The sequence below is a fragment of the Natranaerovirga pectinivora genome (assembly GCF_004342165.1).
In the GTDB taxonomy this organism is placed as follows: domain Bacteria; phylum Bacillota; class Clostridia; order Lachnospirales; family DSM-24629; genus Natranaerovirga; species Natranaerovirga pectinivora.
In genome coordinates this window covers 141,726-161,231 of record NZ_SMAL01000007.1, presented here as the reverse complement: position 1 = coordinate 161,231, position 19,506 = coordinate 141,726, and the positions used below count along the sequence as shown (strand labels likewise).

Genomic DNA, 19,506 nt, shown 5'->3' with positions numbered 1-19,506 from the left:
CAAACCTCCCTTATGGGTTATTTTTTCTTATTAGCTACTGTTCTTCTTGGACCTTTTCTAGTTCTTGCATTAGTCTTAGTTTTTTGACCACGAACTGGAAGTCCTCTTCTATGACGAATTCCACGATAACATCCGATTTCTTGTAATCTTTTGATGTTAAGGGCTATTTCTCTTCTTAAATCCCCTTCAACCATTTGCGATTTATCAATGATTTCACGGATTTTTGCTACTTCTTCATCAGTTAAATCTCTAACACGAGTATTAACATCGATACCTGCTTCATTTAAAATACGAACAGAGCTTACTCTTCCGATACCATAAATGTAGGTAAGGCCGATTTCTACACGTTTTTCTCTTGGTAAATCAACACCAGCAATACGAGCCATGTTTACTTTACACCTCCATTGAATGAATATTCTAGATACTTAATTGTAATATGAATCATTTATCTTCTATCAGCATTATCCCCACCTAGTACAACTATACCAAGTGTTTCGCTGCAGCCGCTTTTATTATATTTACACAAATATTAATTATATAGTAATACCATATAATTTGCAAGGTTTTTTTTACTTATTTTTACGTTTTTACACTAGAAAATTTGTATCAAAATTAACCTTGTTTTTGTTTGTGTTTTGGGTTTTCACATATAACCCTAATTCTACCTTTTCTCTTGATGATTTTACATTTTTCACAGATCGGTTTAACGGATGCTCTAACCTTCACTATAATCTCTCCTTTCAATGAAAGTCCGTTTAACACAAGTGCCTTGAGTATTCTATCATTTTATTAGCTATTTTTCAACTATTTTATTACTTATCTCTCCAAATAATTCTTCCTTTAGTTAAATCATAAGGTGACATTTCAATAGTTACTTTATCCCCAGGGAGGATTCTAATAAAATTCATTCTTAACTTTCCACTTATATGTGCTAAAACTTTATGACCATTTTCTAATTCTACTTGGAACATTGCATTAGGTAATTTCTCTAGTACAGTTCCTTCTACTTCTATGACGTCTTTCTTTGACAAACGAACAACCTCCTTACTAATTTTCTGTTTGAAAAAGCTGTATGGTTTTTCTTATTTCTGCATTTAAAATCTTTTGGTCATTGATAATTTTTTCTTGTATGGATTCTACAATGTTATTTGTCGGTTGAATATGCTTAATTTTCTTCATCTTTGGTTTTTCTAACTTTCTTAAATTACCATCAACCAAATAGACATACTCACCTTTTATATCAATAATAACGAATAACCTATCTTTGTCTCTACCTGCTTTTGATTTTATAATTTGACCAATTTGAAAGTTTTCCATATTCTCACCCCTGCTATAGTACTGTAAGAAGTTCATAGCCTTCTTCTGTAATAAGCACTGTATTTTCGTAGTGAGCTGATAAAGAACCATCCATTGTTACAACTGTCCAATCATCGTCAAGCCAACGCACCTCATAACGACCCATATTGATCATTGGTTCTATTGCTAAAACCATGCCAGCTTCTAGCTTAGGGCCTCTACCCTTTTGCTTAAAGTTAGGTATTTGAGGTTCTTCATGTAGTTTACGACCAATACCATGACCTACCAAATCTCGAACAACAGAATATCCATAAGCTTCAACATATGTTTGGATGGCTGCAGATATTTCAAAGAGGTGACATCCTTCTTTAGCTAATTCTATGCCTTTATAAAAACTTTCTTCTGTTACTTTAATGAGTTTACTTGCTTCATCACTAATGTTTCCAATAGCTAAAGTTCTTGCAGCATCACCGTGATATCCATTATAAAAAGCCCCAATATCAATAGATATTATATCTCCATCTTTTAAGATTCTATTCTTGCTAGGTATCCCATGTACTACCTCATTATTGATAGATGCACATATTGATGCTGGATAACCCATATATCCTTTAAAAGACGGGGTTGCATTATGACTTTTTATAAAGTCTTCAGCTATTTTATCTAATTCCCAAGTAGAAATACCTGGTTCACTAGTTTTTTTTAGTAACTCATGAGTCTTAGCAACAATTAAGCCAGCTTCTCTCATTAGTTCGATTTCATTTTTTGATTTTATAGAAATAGGCATATTATTACGCTCCTAAAATTTTAATAATATCCTCAGTTACATCATCCATTATCTTAGTTCCATCAACATTCACTACAATTCCTTTTTCAGAATAGTAGTCAATTAAAGGTTGTGTTTGTTCATGATAAACACTTAATCTTTTTATAACTGTCTCTTCTTGATCGTCGTCTCTTTGAACGACTTCACTACCACAAACGTCACAAGTACCTTCTTCCTTAGTTGGATTACTTTCAATGTGATAAGTTGCTCCACAGGATAAACATACTCTTCTTCCTGACATTCTATTGAGTATTTCAGAATCAGGAACTTCTATGTTGATTGCATAATCTATACTTTCAACAGCTTCATCAAGAGCAATGGCTTGAGGCGTTGTTCTTGGGAATCCATCTAAAATATAACCTTTTTTACAATCATCATTTAATAATCTATCTGCTACAAGATCAACAACAACTTGATCTGGAACAAGAAGTCCTTTATCCATATATTCTTTTGCTTTTAACCCAATTTCTGTTTCATTTTTAATATTAGCCCTAAATATATCACCAGTTGAAATATGTGGCAATTGATATTTATCAGCTATTTTTTTAGCTTGAGTACCTTTACCAGCGCCAGGTGCTCCTAACATAATAATTCTCATTTTCTACCTCCACGCTATTAAGGGCATTATAATAATCTATTACCATTATTGCCACATTTATGCATGTAATTCAAATAGAATATAAAAAACATAAACATGGTATGATGTCGAGTACCGAAAATAAAATTTTCGATCCTCGACTATGTTTTTTAAGATTTTAAGAACCCTTTATAGTGACGCATTAGCATCTGAGCTTCTATTTGTTTAACCGTTTCAAGAGCAACACCAACTACGATAATTAATGACGTACCTAAAAATGAAATTTGTAAGGCATATGCACCTTGTACAATAATTGGTATAATCGCTATTATAGTTAACCCAAGAGCTCCTACTAATACTATATTATTAACTATTTTATTTAAATAATCAATTGTTGGTTTTCCTGGTCTAATACCTGGTACAAACCCACCGTTTTTCTTCATATTGTTTGCAACTTCAATAGGATTAAATGTTATTGAAGTATAGAAGTAAGCAAAGAATATAATAAGTACAGCATATAGAATTGCACCTGTCCAGTTTGTATAATTTATAAAGTCAAAAAATCTTGCCCAAAAACCTGCAGGCTCCCCTGGAAAAAACCGTCTGATTACAGCTGGGAACTGAAGAAGTGATGAAGCAAAGATTACAGGAATAACACCTGCCGTGTTAACTTTTAATGGTATATGTGTTGATTGTCCCCCTACAGCTTTTCTTCCTTGCATTTTTTTAGCATATTGAACTGGTATTCTTCTTTCTCCAACTTGTAATGCAACAACGAAAGCTACCATAGCAATAAAAACAGCTAAAACTAATGTTATTAGAAGTATATTAACAATAAGTTCATTTCCTAAAATAATTTGATTATAAACTATTCTAATATCTATAGGTAAACGTGATAATATGTTTATTAAAATAATTAGTGAAATACCATTACCAATTCCTTTTTCAGTAATTCTCTCACCAATCCACATAAGTAATGCAGTACCTGCTGTTGTCGCTAGTATGAATACTAATACGTTAAATGTATTATATGGTCTAATTAATCCACCACGACCAAAACCGATTGCTGTAGCTGTTGATTGGATTAATGCTAATGCTACAGTTAAATATCTAGTATACTTATTGATTTTTTGTCTTCCATCTTCATCTTCTTTTTGAATCTCTTCTAACTTAGGAATAGCTATTGTAAGTAAATTCATTATGATTGAAGCAGTAATGTAAGGTATGATCCCCATTGCAAATAATGACATATCTGCAAAAGCACCACCTGTCATTGCATCAAATAAACTAAACATTTCATTTTGTGTGTCAAACCAATTTTTTATAATGCTAGCGTCTACGCCTGGTACTGGAATTACAGCACCTAGGCGTATTACTACTAACATCATTAAAGTATACATTAATCTTTTTCTTAAATCAGGTATTTTATATGCATTTCGAAGTGTTTTAAACATATTAAATCACCTCAGCCTTCCCGCCAGCGGCTTCTATTTTTTCTTTAGCAGTATTACTGAATGCGTTTACTTTAACTGTCAATTTTTTTGTTAACTCACCGTTTCCAAGGATTTTAACACCATCTTTAGGGTTATTGATAATACCTTGTTCTTTAAGAAGATCAACTGTAACAACAGCGTCATTATCGAATACGTTTAGTACCTCTACATTGATACCGATAATTTCTCTTGTGTTTCTGTTGTTGAATCCTCGTTTAGGTATTCTTCTATATAAAGGCATTTGGCCCCCTTCAAATCCTGGTCTTACACCACCACCTGAACGAGCATTTTGACCTTTATGACCTTTACCTGCCGTTTTACCATTACCGGATCCGTGTCCACGACCTCTTCTGAAGTTACTTTCTCTAGAACCTTCAGCTGGTTTTAATTCTGTCAAATTCATGTTAACACCTCCTTGCTACGAGATTTTTATTAAATTTCTTCTACTTTTACTAAGTGGTTGATTTTTTGAACCATACCTCTTATTGCAGCATTATCTTGTTGTTCTACTGTTTTATTTAATTTAGTAAGTCCTAAAGCTTCAGCTGTAGCTCTGTGTTTAGGAATTGCACCTATTGTAGACTTAACTAAAGTAATTTTTAATTTACTAGCCATATTACGACCTCCCTACCCTAATAGCTCTTCTACGGATTTACCTCTAAGTTTAGCTACTTCTTCTGGAGTTTTTAATTGTCTTAAACCTGCAATTGTTGCAATAACAACGTTTTGCTTGTTATTTGACCCTAAAGATTTAGTACGAATGTTTTTTATACCTGCTAACTCAAGCACGGCACGTGCTGGTCCACCAGCAATAACTCCAGTACCTTCAGGAGCTCTTTTTAATAATACAGATGCACTACCAAAGTCTCCTTGATAATCATGAGTAATACTTCCATTATCATCTAAAGTTACCTTGATAAGTTTTTTCTTAGCATCTTCAATACCTTTACGTATTGCATCAGGAATTTCTGTTGCTTTACCAAGTCCTGCACCAACGTGACCGTTCTCGTCTCCAACAACTACTAAAGCAGCAAAACGGAAATTACGTCCACCTTTAACTACTTTAGTTACACGTTTGATTGATACTACTCTTTCCTTTAGCTCTAATTTGCTAGCATCAATTTTTGTACGGTTCATTATTTTCCCTCCTTGCTTAAAATTCTAGACCAGCTTCTCTTGCTGCATCTGCTAATGCTTTGATCTTTCCGTGATAAATAAATCCGCCTCTATCAAATACTACTTTTGTAATGCCTTTATCTAACGCTCTTTTAGCTACGATTTCTCCAACAACATTTGCAGCTTCTACATTGTTTGTTTTATCAAGTTTACCTTTGATTTCTTTTTCAACTGTTGAAGCAGCCACTAATGTATGTCCTGCGATGTCATCAATAACTTGAGCATATATATTATCATTACTTCTGTATACCGCTAAACGTGGCTTAGTAGCTGTTCCAACGATATTATGACGTAATTTTCTATGCTTTTTTTGACGATTCAATACTCTTGATGGCTTATTGATCATGTGGTTTTCACCCCTTTACTATTTCTTACCTGTTTTTCCTTCTTTACGTCTGATTACTTCGTCAGAGTACTTAATCCCTTTACCTTTGTAAGGCTCTGGTGGTCTCTTAAAACGAATTTCTGCTGCAAATTGACCAACTCTTTCTTTGTCAATTCCTTTAACAAAGATTTTGTTTTGTCCTTCTAAAACAGTTTCAATACCTTCTGGGTCTTCCATCTCAACTGGATGAGAGTATCCTAAAGATAATACTAATTTATTGCCTTGTTTTGCCGCTCTATATCCAACACCATTGATTTCAAGAATTTTTTGGTATCCGTTTGATACACCTTCAACCATGTTTGCTACTAAAGTTCTTGTTAATCCGTGTAAAGACTTCATTCTTTTTAAATCATTAGGTCTTGTTACCACTATTTGATTGTCTTCAACTTTAACGCTCATTTCTACTGGTAACTGTTTTTCTAAGGTTCCTTTAGAACCTTTAACTGTCACTTTGTTATCTTCTGCAATTTTCACTTCTACTCCTGCAGGTATTTCTACTGGCATTTTACCAATACGTGACATAAATACACCTCCTTATAATTAACAGTTGTATTAATTACCAAATGAATGCTATAACTTCTCCACCAACGTTTTGTTGTCTAGCTTCTTTATCGCTAATAACACCTTTGTTAGTTGAAATTATTGCAGTTCCAAGTCCACCTAAAACTCTTGGTAATTCATCTTTACCTGCATAAACTCTTAAACCAGGTTTTGAAATTCTTTTGATTCCTGTAATAACTTTTTCACTTTTATCTCTACCGTATTTTAATTTAATACGTATTGTTTTTACATGTGCATCTTCAATTAGTTCGTAATTTTTTACGTAACCTTCCTTTTGAAGAATATCTGCAATAGCTACTTTTATTTTTGATGCAGGTACGTCTACTGTATCGTGTTTTGCTATATTAGCATTACGAATTCTTGTAAGCATATCTGCAATTGGATCGCTCATTGTCATTGATATTGCCTCCTTCCTTTATATCACTATTACCAGCTTGCTTTTTTAACTCCTGGAATTTGTCCTTTATAGGCTAATTCGCGGAAACAGATTCTGCAAATACCATATTTTCTTAAATATGCATGTGGACGACCACAGATTCTACAACGGCTATAAGCTTGTGTTGAAAACTTAGGTTCACGTTGTTGTTTGATTTTCATCGCCTTTTTTGCCATGGAATCCCTCCTAACTATTTTGTGAATGGCATACCAAATAATGTTAACAGTTCACGTGCTTCTTCGTCTGATTGTGCTGTAGTAACAAATATAATATCCATTCCTCTGATTTTATCGATTTTATCATACTCTATTTCAGGGAAAATTAATTGTTCTTTGATACCTAATGCATAGTTTCCTCTACCATCAAATGCATTTGGGTTAACACCTCTAAAGTCACGTACACGAGGTAATGATAAATTTATTAAACGATCAATAAAGTCATACATTTTTTGTCCTCTTAGTGTTACTTTAGCACCAATTGGCATTCCTTCTCTTAACTTGAATGCTGCAACTGATTTTTTAGCTTTAGTCGTTACAGGTTTTTGTCCAGAGATAGTTTCTAAATCTTTTAAAGCGCCTTCTAATGCTTTTGCATTATCTTTTGCTTCACCAACACCCATATTGATAACGATTTTTTCAATTTTAGGTACAGCTAATTTATTATTGTAACCGAATTTTTTAACCATAGCGTCAATAATTTCAGTATTATATATTTCTTTAATTCTACTCAATTAAATGACCTCCTCTCCTGTTTTAATCTATAACTTCTCCAGTAGACTTAGCAAATCTTACTCTTTTCACTTGGCCATTTTTTCCTTCAACTTCTTTTACTCCAAGTCTAACAGGTTTGTTTTTATGAACATACATTACGTTAGACGCGTGGATTGCACCTTCTTGTTGAATGATTCCACCTTGTTGATTTGCCGCACTTGGTTTAGCGTGCTTAGTGATCATGTTTGCGCCTTCAACGAAAACACGTTCGCTCTTTTTATCTACTTTAATAATTTTGCCTTCTTTACCTTTATCTTTACCAGCAATAATACGAACTGTATCACCTGATTTGATTTTCATTTTTGCCACAAGTTACACCTCCTTATAATACTTCTGGAGCTAATGATAATATTTTCATATATGATTTTTCTCTTAATTCTCTAGCAACAGGACCAAAAATACGTGTTCCTCTTGGGTTTTTATCATCTTTTATAATAACTGCTGCGTTCTCATCGAACTTAATGTATGATCCATCTTTACGACGTACACCTTTTCTTGTTCTTACAACTACAGCTTTAACAACGTCACCTTTTTTTACAACACCACCTGGTGTTGCATCTTTAACAGAAGCAACGATTACATCACCAACGTTAGCATATCTTCTAGTTGATCCACCTAACACTCTAATACAAAGAATTTCTTTAGCACCAGTGTTATCAGCAACTCTAAGTCTCGATTCTTGTTGAACCATAGATTAAACCTCCTTTCAGCAAAGAAATTATTTTGCTCTCTCCATAATTTCTACAAGTCTCCATCTTTTTTGTTTTGATAATGGTCTTGTTTCCATTACTCTTACTCTATCTCCGATACGACATTCATTATTTTCGTCGTGTGCTTTTAATTTGTATGTTCTTTTTACTACTTTTTTGTATAATGGATGTTTTACACTACGTTCTACTGCTACTACAACAGTTTTATCCATTTTATCACTAACAACTTTACCTGTACGCATTTTCCTAAGGTTTCTATCTGACATGTTTATTCCTCCCTTCCGGATTTTACTCTGCAGCCTTTGCTTTCTCAGTGATAATTGTTTGAATTCTTGCGATATTCGTTCTAACTTCTTTTATTCTACTTGTATTATCAAGTTGATTAGTTGCGTTCTGAAATCTTAAATTAAACAATTCTTTCTTAGCAGCTACTAAATCTTTTCTAAGTTCAGTTGTTGATTTTCCGTTAACTTCTTCTACAAACTTAGTTTTTTTCACTGATATCACCGCCTTCTAATTCTGCACGAGAAACAATTTTACACTTTAATGGTAACTTATGAGTTGCAAGACGAAGTGCCTCTCTTGCAGTTTCTTCAGGTACCCCAGATAATTCAAACATAACACGGCCTGGTTTTACTACTGCTACCCAGTACTCAGGAGAACCTTTTCCAGATCCCATACGAGTTTCAGCTGGTTTAGCTGTAACCGGTTTGTCTGGGAATATTTTAATCCAAACTTTACCACCACGTTTGATATAACGAGTCATTGCAATACGGGCAGCTTCTATTTGATTAGACGTAATCCAACATGGTTCCGTAGCTACAATACCAAATTCCCCGTAAGTAATTTGATTACCACGAAGAGCTTTACCACGCATATTGCCACGGAATTGTTTACGACGTTTAACTCTTTTTGGCATTAACATTAGTTATCTCTCCCTTCCTTTTTAGCCTGACCTGGAAGAACTTCACCATGATATATCCATACTTTAACACCAAGTTTACCGTATGTTGTATCAGCTTCTGCAAAACCGTAATCGATATCTGCACGAAGTGTTTGAAGAGGAATAGTTCCTTCACTATAGTGTTCAGTACGTGCCATTTCAGCCCCACCTAAACGACCTGATACAGAAACTTTGATTCCTTTTGCTCCAGTTTTCATAGTTCTTCCCATTGATTGTTTCATCGCTCTACGGAAAGATACACGATTCTCAAGTTGAAGCGCAACATTTTCAGCTACTAATTGAGCATCTTTGTCAGGAGTTTTAATTTCTACAACGTTAAGAATTACTGTTTTATCAGTCATAGTTTTAAGTGTATTTTTTAATTCTTCAATAGCACTTCCACCTCTACCGATAACAATACCTGGTTTAGCTGTATGAACAGAAATTTTTACTCTTTCTGAAGCTCTTTCAATTTCAATTTTTGAAATTCCAGATGTATATAAAGTTTTCTTAATATATTCTCTTAATTTATAATCTTCTACTAGTAAATCCGCGAAATCTTTCTCCGCGTACCATTTTGAATCCCAATCTTTAATAACACCGACTCTTAAGCCATGAGGATTAACTTTTTGTCCCATTCTTTACCTCCTTATCTCTCATTAAGAATAATTGTTATATGGCTAGATTTCTTTTCAATTCTATAAGCTCTTCCTTGAGCTCTAGGTCTGATTCTTTTCATAGTTGGACCTTTATCCGCATAACATTCATCTATATATAAGTTTTCTGGGTTCATCCCATTATTATTTTCTGCATTTGCAACTGCTGATTTTAATAGTTTTTCTATTAATTTAGCACCTGTTCTTGGAGTATAAGCTAAAATACCAAGAGCACTAGTTACGTCTTTACCTCTAATCGCGTCAAGAACAAACGCCGCTTTTGTTGTTGAAACCCTAGCAAAAGACAACTTTGCTTTTGGTCTAGTATCCTTATTCTCATTTCTAGCTCTTTTTATCTGTGATCTATGACCTTTTGCCATGGTTAGACCTCCTTTCAATTGGTAACTTTTTTAACTGATTAACGAACTCTAGATTTTTTCTCGTCTTTTCCATGACCTTTATAAGTTCTTGTTAAAACGAATTCTCCTAATTTATGTCCGACCATATCTTCAGTTACATATACTGGCACGTGTTTTCTGCCGTCATGAACAGCAATTGTATGTCCTACTAATTCTGGGAATATAGTTGAACGACGTGACCATGTTTTAATCACTTGTTTTTGACCACTTTCATTTAAAGCATTTACTTTTTTAAGTAATGATTCATCAGCAAATGGTCCTTTTTTTAGTGAACGAGCCATAACATACTAACCTCCTTAATATCCTATAGAATGTTATATTCTTATTATTTACTGCCTCTTTTTCTAACGATATATTTGTTAGAAGGCTTATTTTTCTTTCTAGTTTTAAGACCCATCGCTGGTTTACCCCAAGGTGTCATTGGACTTGGACGACCGATTGGAGATTTACCTTCACCACCACCATGTGGATGGTCATTAGGGTTCATAACAGAACCACGAACTGTAGGGCGAATACCCATATGACGTTTACGTCCTGCCTTACCAATTGTGATTAACTCGTGATCAGCATTTCCTACTTGACCAATCGTCGCACGACATTTAGAAAGGATAAGTCTCATTTCTCCTGATGGTAATCTTAATGTTACATATCTACCTTCTTTAGCCATTAATTGAGCTACATTACCTGCAGAACGAACTAATTGACCACCTTTACCAGGTAACATTTCGATATTGTGAACACTAGTACCTACTGGAATATTTTCAAGTGGTAAACAGTTTCCAACACGAATCTCAGCTTGTGGACCATTCATTAATTTAGCGCCAACTTTTAATCCAATTGGTGCTAAAATATATGCTTTCTCTCCATCAGCGTATTGAATTAATGCTATGTTTGCTGTTCTATTTGGATCGTATTCAATACCAACTACTACAGCTGGAATACTATCTTTATTTCTTTTAAAATCGATGATTCTGTACTTTCTTCTTGTACCGCCACCACGATGTCTTACTGTGATTTTCCCTTGGTTGTTACGACCAGCATTTTTTTTGATAGTTACTGTAAGAGACTTCTCTGGAGTCTTTTTAGTAATTTCTTCAAAAGATGAACTAGTCATATGTCTTCTAGAAGGGGTATATGGGTTAAATGATTTTATTCCCATTTTTTTCACTCCTTTCAATAATTATAACTCAACGCATCCGAGCGTGTTCTATTTAAAATGAATTACATTCCTTCAAAAAATTCTATGTCTTTACTGTTTTCAGTTAATTGCACAATAGCCTTTTTTGTTTTTGCTGTTTTACCTACTGTCATTCCTCTTCTTTTAGCTTTTCCATCGTTGTTTAAAGTATTAACTTTTTTAACTTTAGTTCCTTCAAACATTTTTTCTACAGCTTCTCTGATTTGGATTTTGTTAGCTTGTGGATGAACTAAAAATGTATATTTTCTTTCTCCCATAGCTTCCATACTTTTTTCTGTAACAACAGGCTTGAGGATGATATCATAGTATTTTAAATCTGCCATTATGCGTACACCTCCTCGATTGTAGCAACAGCATTTTTAGTCACTATAAATGTATCATATTTTAAAATATCATATACGTTTATAGAGTTTGTAAATGCAGTTTTTACATTTGGTATGTTTCTTGCTGATAAAACAACGTTTTGGTTATTGTCTGGTAAAACAACTAGTGCTTTATTAACTTTTAAGTTGTCTAATACAGCTTTCATATTTTTAGTTTTGATTTCATCAAATTTTAATTCATCAAGAACAACGATTTTATTAGCTAAAACTCTTGTAGTTAACGCTGATAATAAAGCAGCTCTTTTTTCTTTTTTGTTTAATTTGAATGAATAATCTCTTGGTTTTGGTGCAAATACAACACCACCACCTGTCCATTGAGGAGAGCGGATTGATCCTTGTCTAGCACGTCCTGTTCCTTTTTGTCTCCATGGTTTTCTTCCACCACCACGTACTTCAGCACGTGTTTTTGCACTTTGTGTCCCTTGACGTTTGTTTGCAAGTTGTTGAATTACTGATTGATGCATAAGGTGTTCATTAACCTCTACACCAAATATAGAATCATTAAGTTCTAACTCTCCAACTTGTGTTCCTTGCATATTGTACACAGATACTGTAGCCATCTGTAATTCCTCCTTCCTTCAAGCGTTAATTATGCTTTAACACTTTCTTTAAGTGTTACGATTGATTTTTTAGGTCCTGGAACCGCACCTTTTACAAGGATTAAGTTCTTTTCAGCATCAATTCTTACTATTTCTAAGTTTTGAACAGTAACTTTTTGAGCTCCCATATGACCTGGTAATTTTTTACCTTTAAATACTTTACTTGGGAATGATGAAGATCCCATTGATCCTGCATGACGGTGATATTTAGAACCGTGAGACATTGGACCTCTTGATAATCCGTGTCTTTTTATTGCACCTTGGAAACCTTTACCTTTAGAAGTACCTGTTGCATCAATTTTATCACCTGCTGCAAAGACATCTGCTTTGATAACATTTCCAACTTCGTATTCAGCAGCATTATCAAATCTAAATTCTTTTACAAATCTTTTGTAAGATACACCTGCTTTATCGAAATGTCCTTTAATTGGTTTGTTGATAAGTTTTTCTTTCTTGTCATCAAATCCAACTTGAATTGAACTGTATCCATCATTTTCAACAGTTTTTACTTGAACAACTTCGCAAGGACCTGCTTCTAATACTGTTACAGCAGTTAATATGCCCTCTTCGTCAAATATTTGTGTCATACCTATTTTTCTAGCTAAAATTGCTTTTTTCATTTCCTTACACCTCCTAATAATCTACAGCGGATTACACTTTTCATGTAATCATCCTAGATGGCCTATACATATATATAAACCTCAAAGGACTTACTTCATATCTACTTTGATGTCTACCCCTGCAGGTAGCTCTAGTCTCATTAATGCGTCAACTGTTTTAGCTGTTGGCATTAAAATATCAATTAATCTTTTATGCGTTCTTTGCTCAAACTGCTCTCTAGAGTCTTTGTACTTATGTACCGCTCTAAGAATCGTCACTATTTCTTTTCTAGTAGGTAATGGAATTGGTCCACTAACTTGAGCTCCAGTTTTCTTTGCTGTTTCGATAATTTTCATCGCACTTTGATCGATTAATTGATGATCGTAAGCTTTTAAGTTGATTCTCATTTTTTGACTTGCCATAAAAAAAGTCGCCTCCTTTTCGCACTATTTAATCAGTACGACAAGTGGTGACTGTACATCCCTCCGTGTGTGTCCTTACACCCACGCAGCACTCTTTGCTATATTTGCATTGAATAAATTGTACAGTGACTTGTCGCCAGTTTCATTGAACTTGACATTCGCTCTGTGGAATTATACCCGATTACATCGGCAACCTCACACTTCATTGCTATCAATGTCACAACATTACTTAGTATACATCATTGTTTTATTAATTTCAAGTGTTTTTTTATCTTTTTTTTAATTTTTTTTGACATAAATTTTTTACTTAAAAACACTAAAATTATCCTATTATTTAAGCATCGGTAGTTATAAATAATGTAATCAAAACTCACCTTTGTGATTATTAGCTTTATTAATTAAAAAAACCATCTCTTTTGATTACCTTATGATTAACCACAGCAAAGAGTAGAAAGTATTGTATACTTTCTAATCGCCAGTACCCAATAAAAAATATTTAATTTTTAATTATTATATCATAATTCATCTATTTATAATAAGAAACATTCTTCCATCCAATGCATATACATAGCATATAAATATTTTTAGTACCTTGCATTCTAAGGTAGCTTGTGATATTATATATTTGTCAATATATGGTATGCACTTTATTTTTGTTAAACCTACTGGAGGTGACAAATGAATATCCAATTTAAAAAAGGCGTTATTGAGCTTTGCGTTCTATCCATTCTATCCAAAAAAGACTGTTATGGTTATGAACTTGTAAATGAAATCTCTAAAAATATAGTTATTTCTGAAGGGACCATCTATCCTCTGTTAAAAAGACTAAAAGATGGTGGTTACTTAACAACCTATTTACAAGAGTCAAATGAGGGACCGCCTAGAAAGTATTATCAACTAACAGAACAAGGAAAAGAAACTGTTGTAAGTTTAGAGAATGAGTGGATTAGTTTCTCAAAGGGCGTTGATCTAATTATTAAAGGGGGAGAAAAAGAATGACACAAAAAGAATATTTATCTTTACTAGAAGAATCATTAGGCAATATTAATAACGATGATAAAGAGGAAATCTTATTTGACTACAGGGAACATTTTAGATTAGGCCTTTTAGAAGGAAAATCCGAAGAAGAAATTATAAAGGCATTAGGTTCTCCAAAACAATTGGCAAAGCAGTTTAAAGTAGAAACACTAATCAAAGAAGCAGAAACAAAAAAATCATTATCTAGTATCATAGGTGCCATTATGGCAGCATTAGGCCTTGGTTTCTTTAATTTGTTAATTGGCATATGGCCCTTTATGATAATGCTTATCTTAATAATATCTTTATTTGCAGCAGCTATTTCTATTACAGGAATGGGTTTAGTTTCTTTCTTTACATCCTTATTTAACTTTAACGACTTCTTTCAGTCTACTGGATTTGTGTTTTATTCTATATTTACTACATCCTTGGGTTTACTTTCACTCATTGGGGTATACAGTCTATCTAAGTGGTTCTATGATTTAGCCCTTGGTTACTTAAGATGGAATATTAAAGTTATTAAAATAAAAAATTAATAGGTGCGGAGGTATTTTATGTCTAAAATGAATTTAAAAAAGGTAAGTGTGTCTTTATTGATTGTTATGATTCTTTCTTTAACCATTGGTAGTGCTTTCTTTTTCTTATCAGGTGGCTTTACTTTAAATAATGCTTTTAATGCTGTTTTAGGTGGAACCACTTATGATGTAGAAGAGGAGATTTTATTTTCCCTAGAAGAATTAGTTGACCTTAATATTAATAGCGTAAGTACTAAAATTAATTTTATTAATACAGAAGATACTGTTGGAAGAGTTCATTATCATGGTACCATAACCACAAACAATGAAAAAAGCATTCCAACCCTTAAGGTGTCAGAATCTAACACAACAGTAAATATAGCCTTTGAATATCCTAAGTCTATTACCAATACTGTTACTCGTAACAATACTGTTCTTGATATTTACTTACCTACTAGTTATATGGGTAACTTAGATGTGTCTACAATATCTGGCTCTGTTAGTATAATGGATTACCATTTCAATAACTTTAGTTTCAAATCAACTTCAGGTAATCTTACTGCTTATAATATAGAAGCAACTGATATTAATTATTACACTACTTCTGGAAGATTTAAAACCTCAGTAATATGTGATTCTATATATTTTCGTTCTGTATCAGGTAGAATTGAAATATCTAATATAAAAAGTAATTCTACAGAAATCAGTACAACATCAGGGAATGCTACCCTTTCAGGAAATCCAGGCAAACTAAACTTCTCTTCTGTATCAGGGAATTTACATGGCACTATTGAAACTTTTAATAATAATATTGTGATCAAAACAACTTCTGGTAAAACCAATCTTAAATTGCCTGCCAGCAGTGAGTTTGACCTTGACTTTAGTACTGTCTCTGGTAAATTCAATAACCAGTTTTCTATGGTATATAGGACACAAGGGAAAAGGCAAATGTCAGGTGTTATTGGAAATAACCCCTCTAACTTAAGCATTAAAGCAAATTCAGTATCCGGAAATTTAGATATTACTTATTAACATGAAAAAAGCATCCAATAAATTGGATGCTTTTTCTATATAAATCTTACGAATTATATTCTTATTATAGATTACTCTACGATATCAGCTACTGAACCAGCGCCTACAGTTCTTCCACCCTCACGGATAGCGAAACGTAAACCTTTTTCCATAGCGATTGGATTGATAAGCTCGATTGACATTTCGATATTATCTCCAGGCATACACATTTCTACTCCGTCTGGTAAGTTACAAACACCAGTTACGTCAGTTGTTCTGAAGTAGAATTGTGGACGATAGTTTGTGAAGAATGGCGTATGACGTCCACCTTCTTCTTTTTTAAGAACGTATACTTGAGCTTTGAATTTTGTATGTGGTGTAATTGAACCAGGCTTAGCTAATACTTGACCTCTTTCAATATCAGTTCTTTGAACCCCACGAAGTAATGCACCGATGTTATCTCCAGCTTGAGCTGAATCTAATAATTTACGGAACATTTCTACTCCAGTAACTACTACTTTTCTTTTCTCTTCTACGATACCGATAACTTCAACTTCGTCAGATACGTGAAGTGTTCCACGCTCTACTCTACCAGTTGCAACTGTTCCACGTCCTGTGATTGAGAATACGTCCTCAACAGGCATAAGGAATGGTCTGTCAATATCTCTTTCTGGAGATGGGATGTAAGAGTCTACTTCTGCCATTAATTCAAGAAGTTTGTCTCCCCACTCACTGCTTGGATCTTCTAATGCTTTTAAAGCAGATCCTTTAACGATTGGTGTATCATCACCTGGGAAGTCATATTCGCTTAATAACTCTCTAACTTCCATTTCTACTAATTCTAATAACTCTTCGTCATCAACCATATCACATTTGTTTAAGAAAACAACGATGTATGGAACACCTACCTGACGAGAAAGTAAGATATGCTCACGAGTTTGTGGCATTGGACCATCTGCTGCAGAAACTACTAAGATAGCTCCGTCCATTTGAGCAGCACCAGTGATCATATTTTTAACATAGTCAGCATGTCCTGGGCAGTCTACGTGAGCGTAGTGTCTGTTTTCAGTTTCATACTCAACGTGAGAAGTAGAAATTGTGATTCCACGCTCTCTTTCTTCTGGAGCTTTATCGATTTTATCGAATGCTACAACTTCCCCAGTACCTAATCTCTTATTTAATGTAATAGTAATCGCAGCTGTTAATGTAGTTTTACCATGGTCAACGTGTCCAATTGTACCAATGTTAACGTGTGGTTTAGTTCTTTCAAACTTAGCTTTAGCCATTGATAATTCCTCCTTAATATATATAGGCGATATGCCATATTTTTTCTTTATTCATTATACATTATATTTTAAAAGCAGTATAATTTCAAGTTTTTTCTAATATTAGTCATTTTTAGCTTTATTAGAAATAATTTTTTCTTGAATACCCTTTGGTACAGGCTCATAATGATCAAATTGCATTGAGTAATTTCCTCTACCTTGAGTTTTTGAACGTAAGTCTGTTGCGTATCCAAACATTTCAGATAATGGAACATAACCTTTGATAAGTTGTGCACCATTTCTCGCTTCCATACCTTCGATACGTCCACGACGAGAGTTAATGTCTCCAATAACGTCTCCCATGTATTCTTCAGCAACGATTACGTCAACTTTCATAATTGGTTCTACTAAAGTTGCTTCACCTTTTTTCATAGCTTCTTTAAAAGCCATAGATCCAGCTATTTTAAATGCCATTTCAGATGAGTCAACATCATGGTATGAACCGTCATAAACATTCGCTTTAATACCTAATACAGGATATCCAGCGATGTTACCACTTTGCATTGCTTCTTGGATACCGTTATCAACAGCTGGAACATACTCTCTAGGAATACTTCCACCAACAGTTGAATTAACGAACTCATAACTTTTTTCTGAGTTAACATCCATTGGCTCAAATTTAACTTTACAATGTCCGTATTGTCCACGTCCACCTGACTGACGAATGAATTTTCCATCAACGTCAACAGCTTTTGTAATTGTTTCTTTGTATGCAACTTGTGGTTGACCTACATTAGCTTCAACTTTAAATTCACGAAGCATACGGTCTACGATAATTTCAAGGTGAAGCTCACCCATACCAGAAATAATTGTTTGACCAGTTTCTTCATCAGTGAATGTTTTAAAAGTTGGATCTTCTTCAGCTAATTTTTGTAAAGCTATACCCATTTTTTCTTGAGATGCTTTTGTTTTTGGTTCGATAGCAACAGAGATAACTGGCTCTGGGAAATCCATAGACTCTAATATAATAGGAGCCTTTTCATCACATAGAGTATCACCTGTAGTTGTAATCTTTAAACCTACTGCAGCAGCAATATCTCCTGAGTAAACTTTATCAATTTCTTCTCTTTTGTTAGCATGCATTTGTAGTATACGACCTACACGCTCTTTTTTATCTTTTGTTGAGTTTAATACATAAGAACCTGAGTTAAGTGTTCCAGAGTAAACTCTAAAGAAAGCAAGTTTTCCAACGAATGGGTCAGCCATGATTTTAAAAGCTAATGCAGAGAAAGGCTCTTCATCTGATGAAGGTCTATCTGCTTCTTCTAATGAATCTGGTAATATACCTTTGATTGGTGGGATATCTACTGGTGCTGGCATATATGCAATAACAGCATCAAGTAATCTTTGAACCCCTTTATTTTTGTATGCAGATCCACACATAACTGGGATGATTTGAACATTTATAACAGCTAGTCTAAGTGCAGCTTTTAATTCTTCTTCACTTAATTCTTCACCATCTAAATATTTCATCATTAGATCTTCATCCGTTTCTGCAATGGCTTCAACCATAGCTAAACGATACTCATCAGCTTCATCTTGCATATCTGCTGGAATATCTTCTTCAGAAATATCTTGACCTAATTCATCTTTGTAGATATATGCTTTCATTTTGATTAAGTCAATAATACCAAGGAAATCTTCTTCTTTTCCAATTGGTAATTGGATTGGTACTGCATTAGCACCTAATCTATCTTTCATCATTTCTACAGCATTGTAGAAATCTGCACCCATAATGTCCATTTTATTTACAAATGCCATTCTAGGTACTTTATATTTATCAGCTTGACGCCATACTGTCTCTGATTGTGGCTCAACTCCACCTTTGGCACAGAAAACACCAACTGCACTATCTAATACACGTAAAGAACGTTCAACTTCAACTGTAAAGTCAACATGGCCTGGTGTATCAATAATGTTTATTCTATTCTCTAACCAAGAACAAGTTGTTGCAGCAGAAGTAATTGTGATACCTCTTTCTTGCTCTTGTTCCATCCAGTCCATAGTTGCAGCACCTTCGTGAGTTTCACCGATTTTGTGGCTACGTCCTGTATAGAATAAAATACGTTCAGTTAACGTTGTTTTTCCTGCGTCAATGTGTGCCATAATACCAATATTTCTAGTCTTCTCTAGTGGGAATTGTCTTCCTGACAAGGTAATTCCTCCTTAATATTTCGTACACATATGT

General features: G+C 34.0%; 33 protein-coding genes. 3 read left to right on the top strand and 30 right to left on the bottom strand.

What is annotated here, in order from left to right; translation table 11 throughout:
• Window positions 1–17: 17 nt before the first annotated feature.
• The 28 genes from rpsM to rpsJ form a co-directional block, all read right to left on the bottom strand.
• Window positions 18–386, bottom strand: coding sequence for a 30S ribosomal protein S13 (rpsM, locus tag EDC18_RS10835; RefSeq protein WP_132253066.1), 369 nt, complete (start codon window positions 384–386; stop codon window positions 18–20).
• Window positions 387–612: 226 nt separating this feature from the next.
• Complete coding sequence (gene rpmJ / locus EDC18_RS10830; RefSeq protein WP_132253064.1) at window positions 613–726, bottom strand: 50S ribosomal protein L36; 114 nt, start codon at window positions 724–726, stop codon at window positions 613–615.
• Between the two features lie 86 nt (window positions 727–812).
• Window positions 813–1,031 (bottom strand): translation initiation factor IF-1, encoded by a 219-nt coding sequence (infA, locus tag EDC18_RS10825; RefSeq protein ID WP_132253062.1) that lies wholly within the window; start codon window positions 1,029–1,031, stop codon window positions 813–815.
• A gap of 16 nt (window positions 1,032–1,047) precedes the next feature.
• Window positions 1,048–1,317, bottom strand: coding sequence for a KOW domain-containing RNA-binding protein (locus EDC18_RS10820; RefSeq protein ID WP_132253060.1), 270 nt, complete (start codon window positions 1,315–1,317; stop codon window positions 1,048–1,050).
• Window positions 1,318–1,330: 13 nt separating this feature from the next.
• Window positions 1,331–2,083: a type I methionyl aminopeptidase gene (gene map, locus EDC18_RS10815; protein ID WP_132253059.1), complete on the bottom strand. Its 753-nt coding sequence runs from the start codon at window positions 2,081–2,083 to the stop codon at window positions 1,331–1,333.
• A gap of 4 nt (window positions 2,084–2,087) precedes the next feature.
• A complete protein-coding gene (locus EDC18_RS10810) occupies window positions 2,088–2,720 on the bottom strand; it encodes an adenylate kinase (protein WP_132253057.1) in 633 nt (210 codons plus the stop codon).
• A 149-nt stretch (window positions 2,721–2,869) separates the two neighbouring features.
• Window positions 2,870–4,153: a preprotein translocase subunit SecY gene (secY, locus tag EDC18_RS10805; protein WP_132253055.1), complete on the bottom strand. Its 1,284-nt coding sequence runs from the start codon at window positions 4,151–4,153 to the stop codon at window positions 2,870–2,872.
• Window position 4,154: 1 nt separating this feature from the next.
• Window positions 4,155–4,595, bottom strand: coding sequence for a 50S ribosomal protein L15 (gene rplO / locus EDC18_RS10800; RefSeq protein ID WP_132253054.1), 441 nt, complete (start codon window positions 4,593–4,595; stop codon window positions 4,155–4,157).
• Between the two features lie 29 nt (window positions 4,596–4,624).
• Entirely contained in the window at window positions 4,625–4,807 is a 183-nt protein-coding gene (rpmD, locus tag EDC18_RS10795; RefSeq protein ID WP_132253052.1) for a 50S ribosomal protein L30, read from the bottom strand.
• A 12-nt stretch (window positions 4,808–4,819) separates the two neighbouring features.
• Window positions 4,820–5,329: a 30S ribosomal protein S5 gene (rpsE, locus tag EDC18_RS10790; protein ID WP_132253050.1), complete on the bottom strand. Its 510-nt coding sequence runs from the start codon at window positions 5,327–5,329 to the stop codon at window positions 4,820–4,822.
• A gap of 16 nt (window positions 5,330–5,345) precedes the next feature.
• Entirely contained in the window at window positions 5,346–5,714 is a 369-nt protein-coding gene (gene rplR / locus EDC18_RS10785; protein WP_132253049.1) for a 50S ribosomal protein L18, read from the bottom strand.
• 18 nt (window positions 5,715–5,732) lie between these two features.
• Entirely contained in the window at window positions 5,733–6,275 is a 543-nt protein-coding gene (rplF, locus tag EDC18_RS10780) for a 50S ribosomal protein L6 (protein ID WP_132253047.1), read from the bottom strand.
• A gap of 34 nt (window positions 6,276–6,309) precedes the next feature.
• Entirely contained in the window at window positions 6,310–6,711 is a 402-nt protein-coding gene (rpsH, locus tag EDC18_RS10775) for a 30S ribosomal protein S8 (protein WP_132253046.1), read from the bottom strand.
• Between the two features lie 29 nt (window positions 6,712–6,740).
• The gene (locus tag EDC18_RS10770; RefSeq protein ID WP_132253044.1) at window positions 6,741–6,926 is read right to left on the bottom strand and encodes a type Z 30S ribosomal protein S14; all 186 of its coding nucleotides are present in this window, start codon (window positions 6,924–6,926) and stop codon (window positions 6,741–6,743) included.
• A gap of 14 nt (window positions 6,927–6,940) precedes the next feature.
• The gene (gene rplE, locus EDC18_RS10765) at window positions 6,941–7,480 is read right to left on the bottom strand and encodes a 50S ribosomal protein L5 (RefSeq protein ID WP_132253042.1); all 540 of its coding nucleotides are present in this window, start codon (window positions 7,478–7,480) and stop codon (window positions 6,941–6,943) included.
• A gap of 22 nt (window positions 7,481–7,502) precedes the next feature.
• On the bottom strand, window positions 7,503–7,829 hold the full coding sequence (rplX, locus tag EDC18_RS10760; protein WP_243115114.1) for a 50S ribosomal protein L24: 327 nt from the start codon (window positions 7,827–7,829) through the stop codon (window positions 7,503–7,505).
• 13 nt (window positions 7,830–7,842) lie between these two features.
• Window positions 7,843–8,211, bottom strand: coding sequence for a 50S ribosomal protein L14 (rplN, locus tag EDC18_RS10755; RefSeq protein WP_132253041.1), 369 nt, complete (start codon window positions 8,209–8,211; stop codon window positions 7,843–7,845).
• Window positions 8,212–8,238: 27 nt separating this feature from the next.
• Window positions 8,239–8,496: a 30S ribosomal protein S17 gene (gene rpsQ, locus EDC18_RS10750; protein WP_132253039.1), complete on the bottom strand. Its 258-nt coding sequence runs from the start codon at window positions 8,494–8,496 to the stop codon at window positions 8,239–8,241.
• A gap of 22 nt (window positions 8,497–8,518) precedes the next feature.
• Entirely contained in the window at window positions 8,519–8,728 is a 210-nt protein-coding gene (rpmC, locus tag EDC18_RS10745) for a 50S ribosomal protein L29 (protein WP_132253037.1), read from the bottom strand.
• Window positions 8,715–9,155, bottom strand: a complete 441-nt coding sequence (gene rplP / locus EDC18_RS10740; protein WP_132253036.1) for a 50S ribosomal protein L16 — start codon at window positions 9,153–9,155, stop codon at window positions 8,715–8,717. The genes rpmC and rplP overlap by 14 nt, the downstream gene beginning before the upstream one ends.
• A complete protein-coding gene (gene rpsC / locus EDC18_RS10735; RefSeq protein WP_132253034.1) occupies window positions 9,155–9,811 on the bottom strand; it encodes a 30S ribosomal protein S3 in 657 nt (218 codons plus the stop codon). Before rpsC ends, rplP begins: the two co-directional genes overlap by 1 nt.
• 11 nt (window positions 9,812–9,822) lie before the next feature.
• The gene (gene rplV, locus EDC18_RS10730; protein WP_132253032.1) at window positions 9,823–10,209 is read right to left on the bottom strand and encodes a 50S ribosomal protein L22; all 387 of its coding nucleotides are present in this window, start codon (window positions 10,207–10,209) and stop codon (window positions 9,823–9,825) included.
• A 38-nt stretch (window positions 10,210–10,247) separates the two neighbouring features.
• Window positions 10,248–10,529 carry a 30S ribosomal protein S19 gene (gene rpsS / locus EDC18_RS10725; RefSeq protein WP_132253031.1) on the bottom strand — a complete coding sequence of 94 codons (282 nt, stop codon included), beginning with the start codon at window positions 10,527–10,529 and terminating at the stop codon, window positions 10,248–10,250.
• A 44-nt stretch (window positions 10,530–10,573) separates the two neighbouring features.
• Entirely contained in the window at window positions 10,574–11,407 is an 834-nt protein-coding gene (gene rplB / locus EDC18_RS10720) for a 50S ribosomal protein L2 (protein WP_132253029.1), read from the bottom strand.
• A gap of 62 nt (window positions 11,408–11,469) precedes the next feature.
• The gene (gene rplW, locus EDC18_RS10715; RefSeq protein WP_132253027.1) at window positions 11,470–11,769 is read right to left on the bottom strand and encodes a 50S ribosomal protein L23; all 300 of its coding nucleotides are present in this window, start codon (window positions 11,767–11,769) and stop codon (window positions 11,470–11,472) included.
• Entirely contained in the window at window positions 11,769–12,389 is a 621-nt protein-coding gene (rplD, locus tag EDC18_RS10710; RefSeq protein WP_132253026.1) for a 50S ribosomal protein L4, read from the bottom strand. Before rplD ends, rplW begins: the two co-directional genes overlap by 1 nt.
• A gap of 29 nt (window positions 12,390–12,418) precedes the next feature.
• A complete protein-coding gene (gene rplC, locus EDC18_RS10705) occupies window positions 12,419–13,048 on the bottom strand; it encodes a 50S ribosomal protein L3 (protein ID WP_132253024.1) in 630 nt (209 codons plus the stop codon).
• A 90-nt stretch (window positions 13,049–13,138) separates the two neighbouring features.
• Complete coding sequence (gene rpsJ / locus EDC18_RS10700) at window positions 13,139–13,450, bottom strand: 30S ribosomal protein S10 (protein WP_132253023.1); 312 nt, start codon at window positions 13,448–13,450, stop codon at window positions 13,139–13,141.
• 678 nt (window positions 13,451–14,128) lie between these two features.
• Here rpsJ and EDC18_RS10695 point away from each other — a divergent pair.
• From EDC18_RS10695 to EDC18_RS10685, 3 genes are read left to right on the top strand one after another with little or no spacing between them, the layout of a single operon-like run.
• Complete coding sequence (locus EDC18_RS10695) at window positions 14,129–14,449, top strand: PadR family transcriptional regulator (protein WP_132253021.1); 321 nt, start codon at window positions 14,129–14,131, stop codon at window positions 14,447–14,449.
• A complete protein-coding gene (locus tag EDC18_RS10690) occupies window positions 14,446–15,003 on the top strand; it encodes an HAAS signaling domain-containing protein (protein ID WP_132253019.1) in 558 nt (185 codons plus the stop codon). The genes EDC18_RS10695 and EDC18_RS10690 overlap by 4 nt, the downstream gene beginning before the upstream one ends.
• Before the next feature lie 18 nt (window positions 15,004–15,021).
• A complete protein-coding gene (locus tag EDC18_RS10685) occupies window positions 15,022–16,014 on the top strand; it encodes a DUF4097 family beta strand repeat-containing protein (protein WP_132253017.1) in 993 nt (330 codons plus the stop codon).
• 71 nt (window positions 16,015–16,085) lie between these two features.
• Here EDC18_RS10685 and tuf read toward each other — a convergent pair whose 3' ends face one another.
• Window positions 16,086–17,279, bottom strand: a complete 1,194-nt coding sequence (tuf, locus tag EDC18_RS10680; RefSeq protein WP_132253015.1) for an elongation factor Tu — start codon at window positions 17,277–17,279, stop codon at window positions 16,086–16,088.
• Between the two features lie 102 nt (window positions 17,280–17,381).
• Window positions 17,382–19,472 carry an elongation factor G gene (gene fusA / locus EDC18_RS10675; protein WP_132253013.1) on the bottom strand — a complete coding sequence of 697 codons (2,091 nt, stop codon included), beginning with the start codon at window positions 19,470–19,472 and terminating at the stop codon, window positions 17,382–17,384.
• Window positions 19,473–19,506 lie beyond the last annotated feature (34 nt).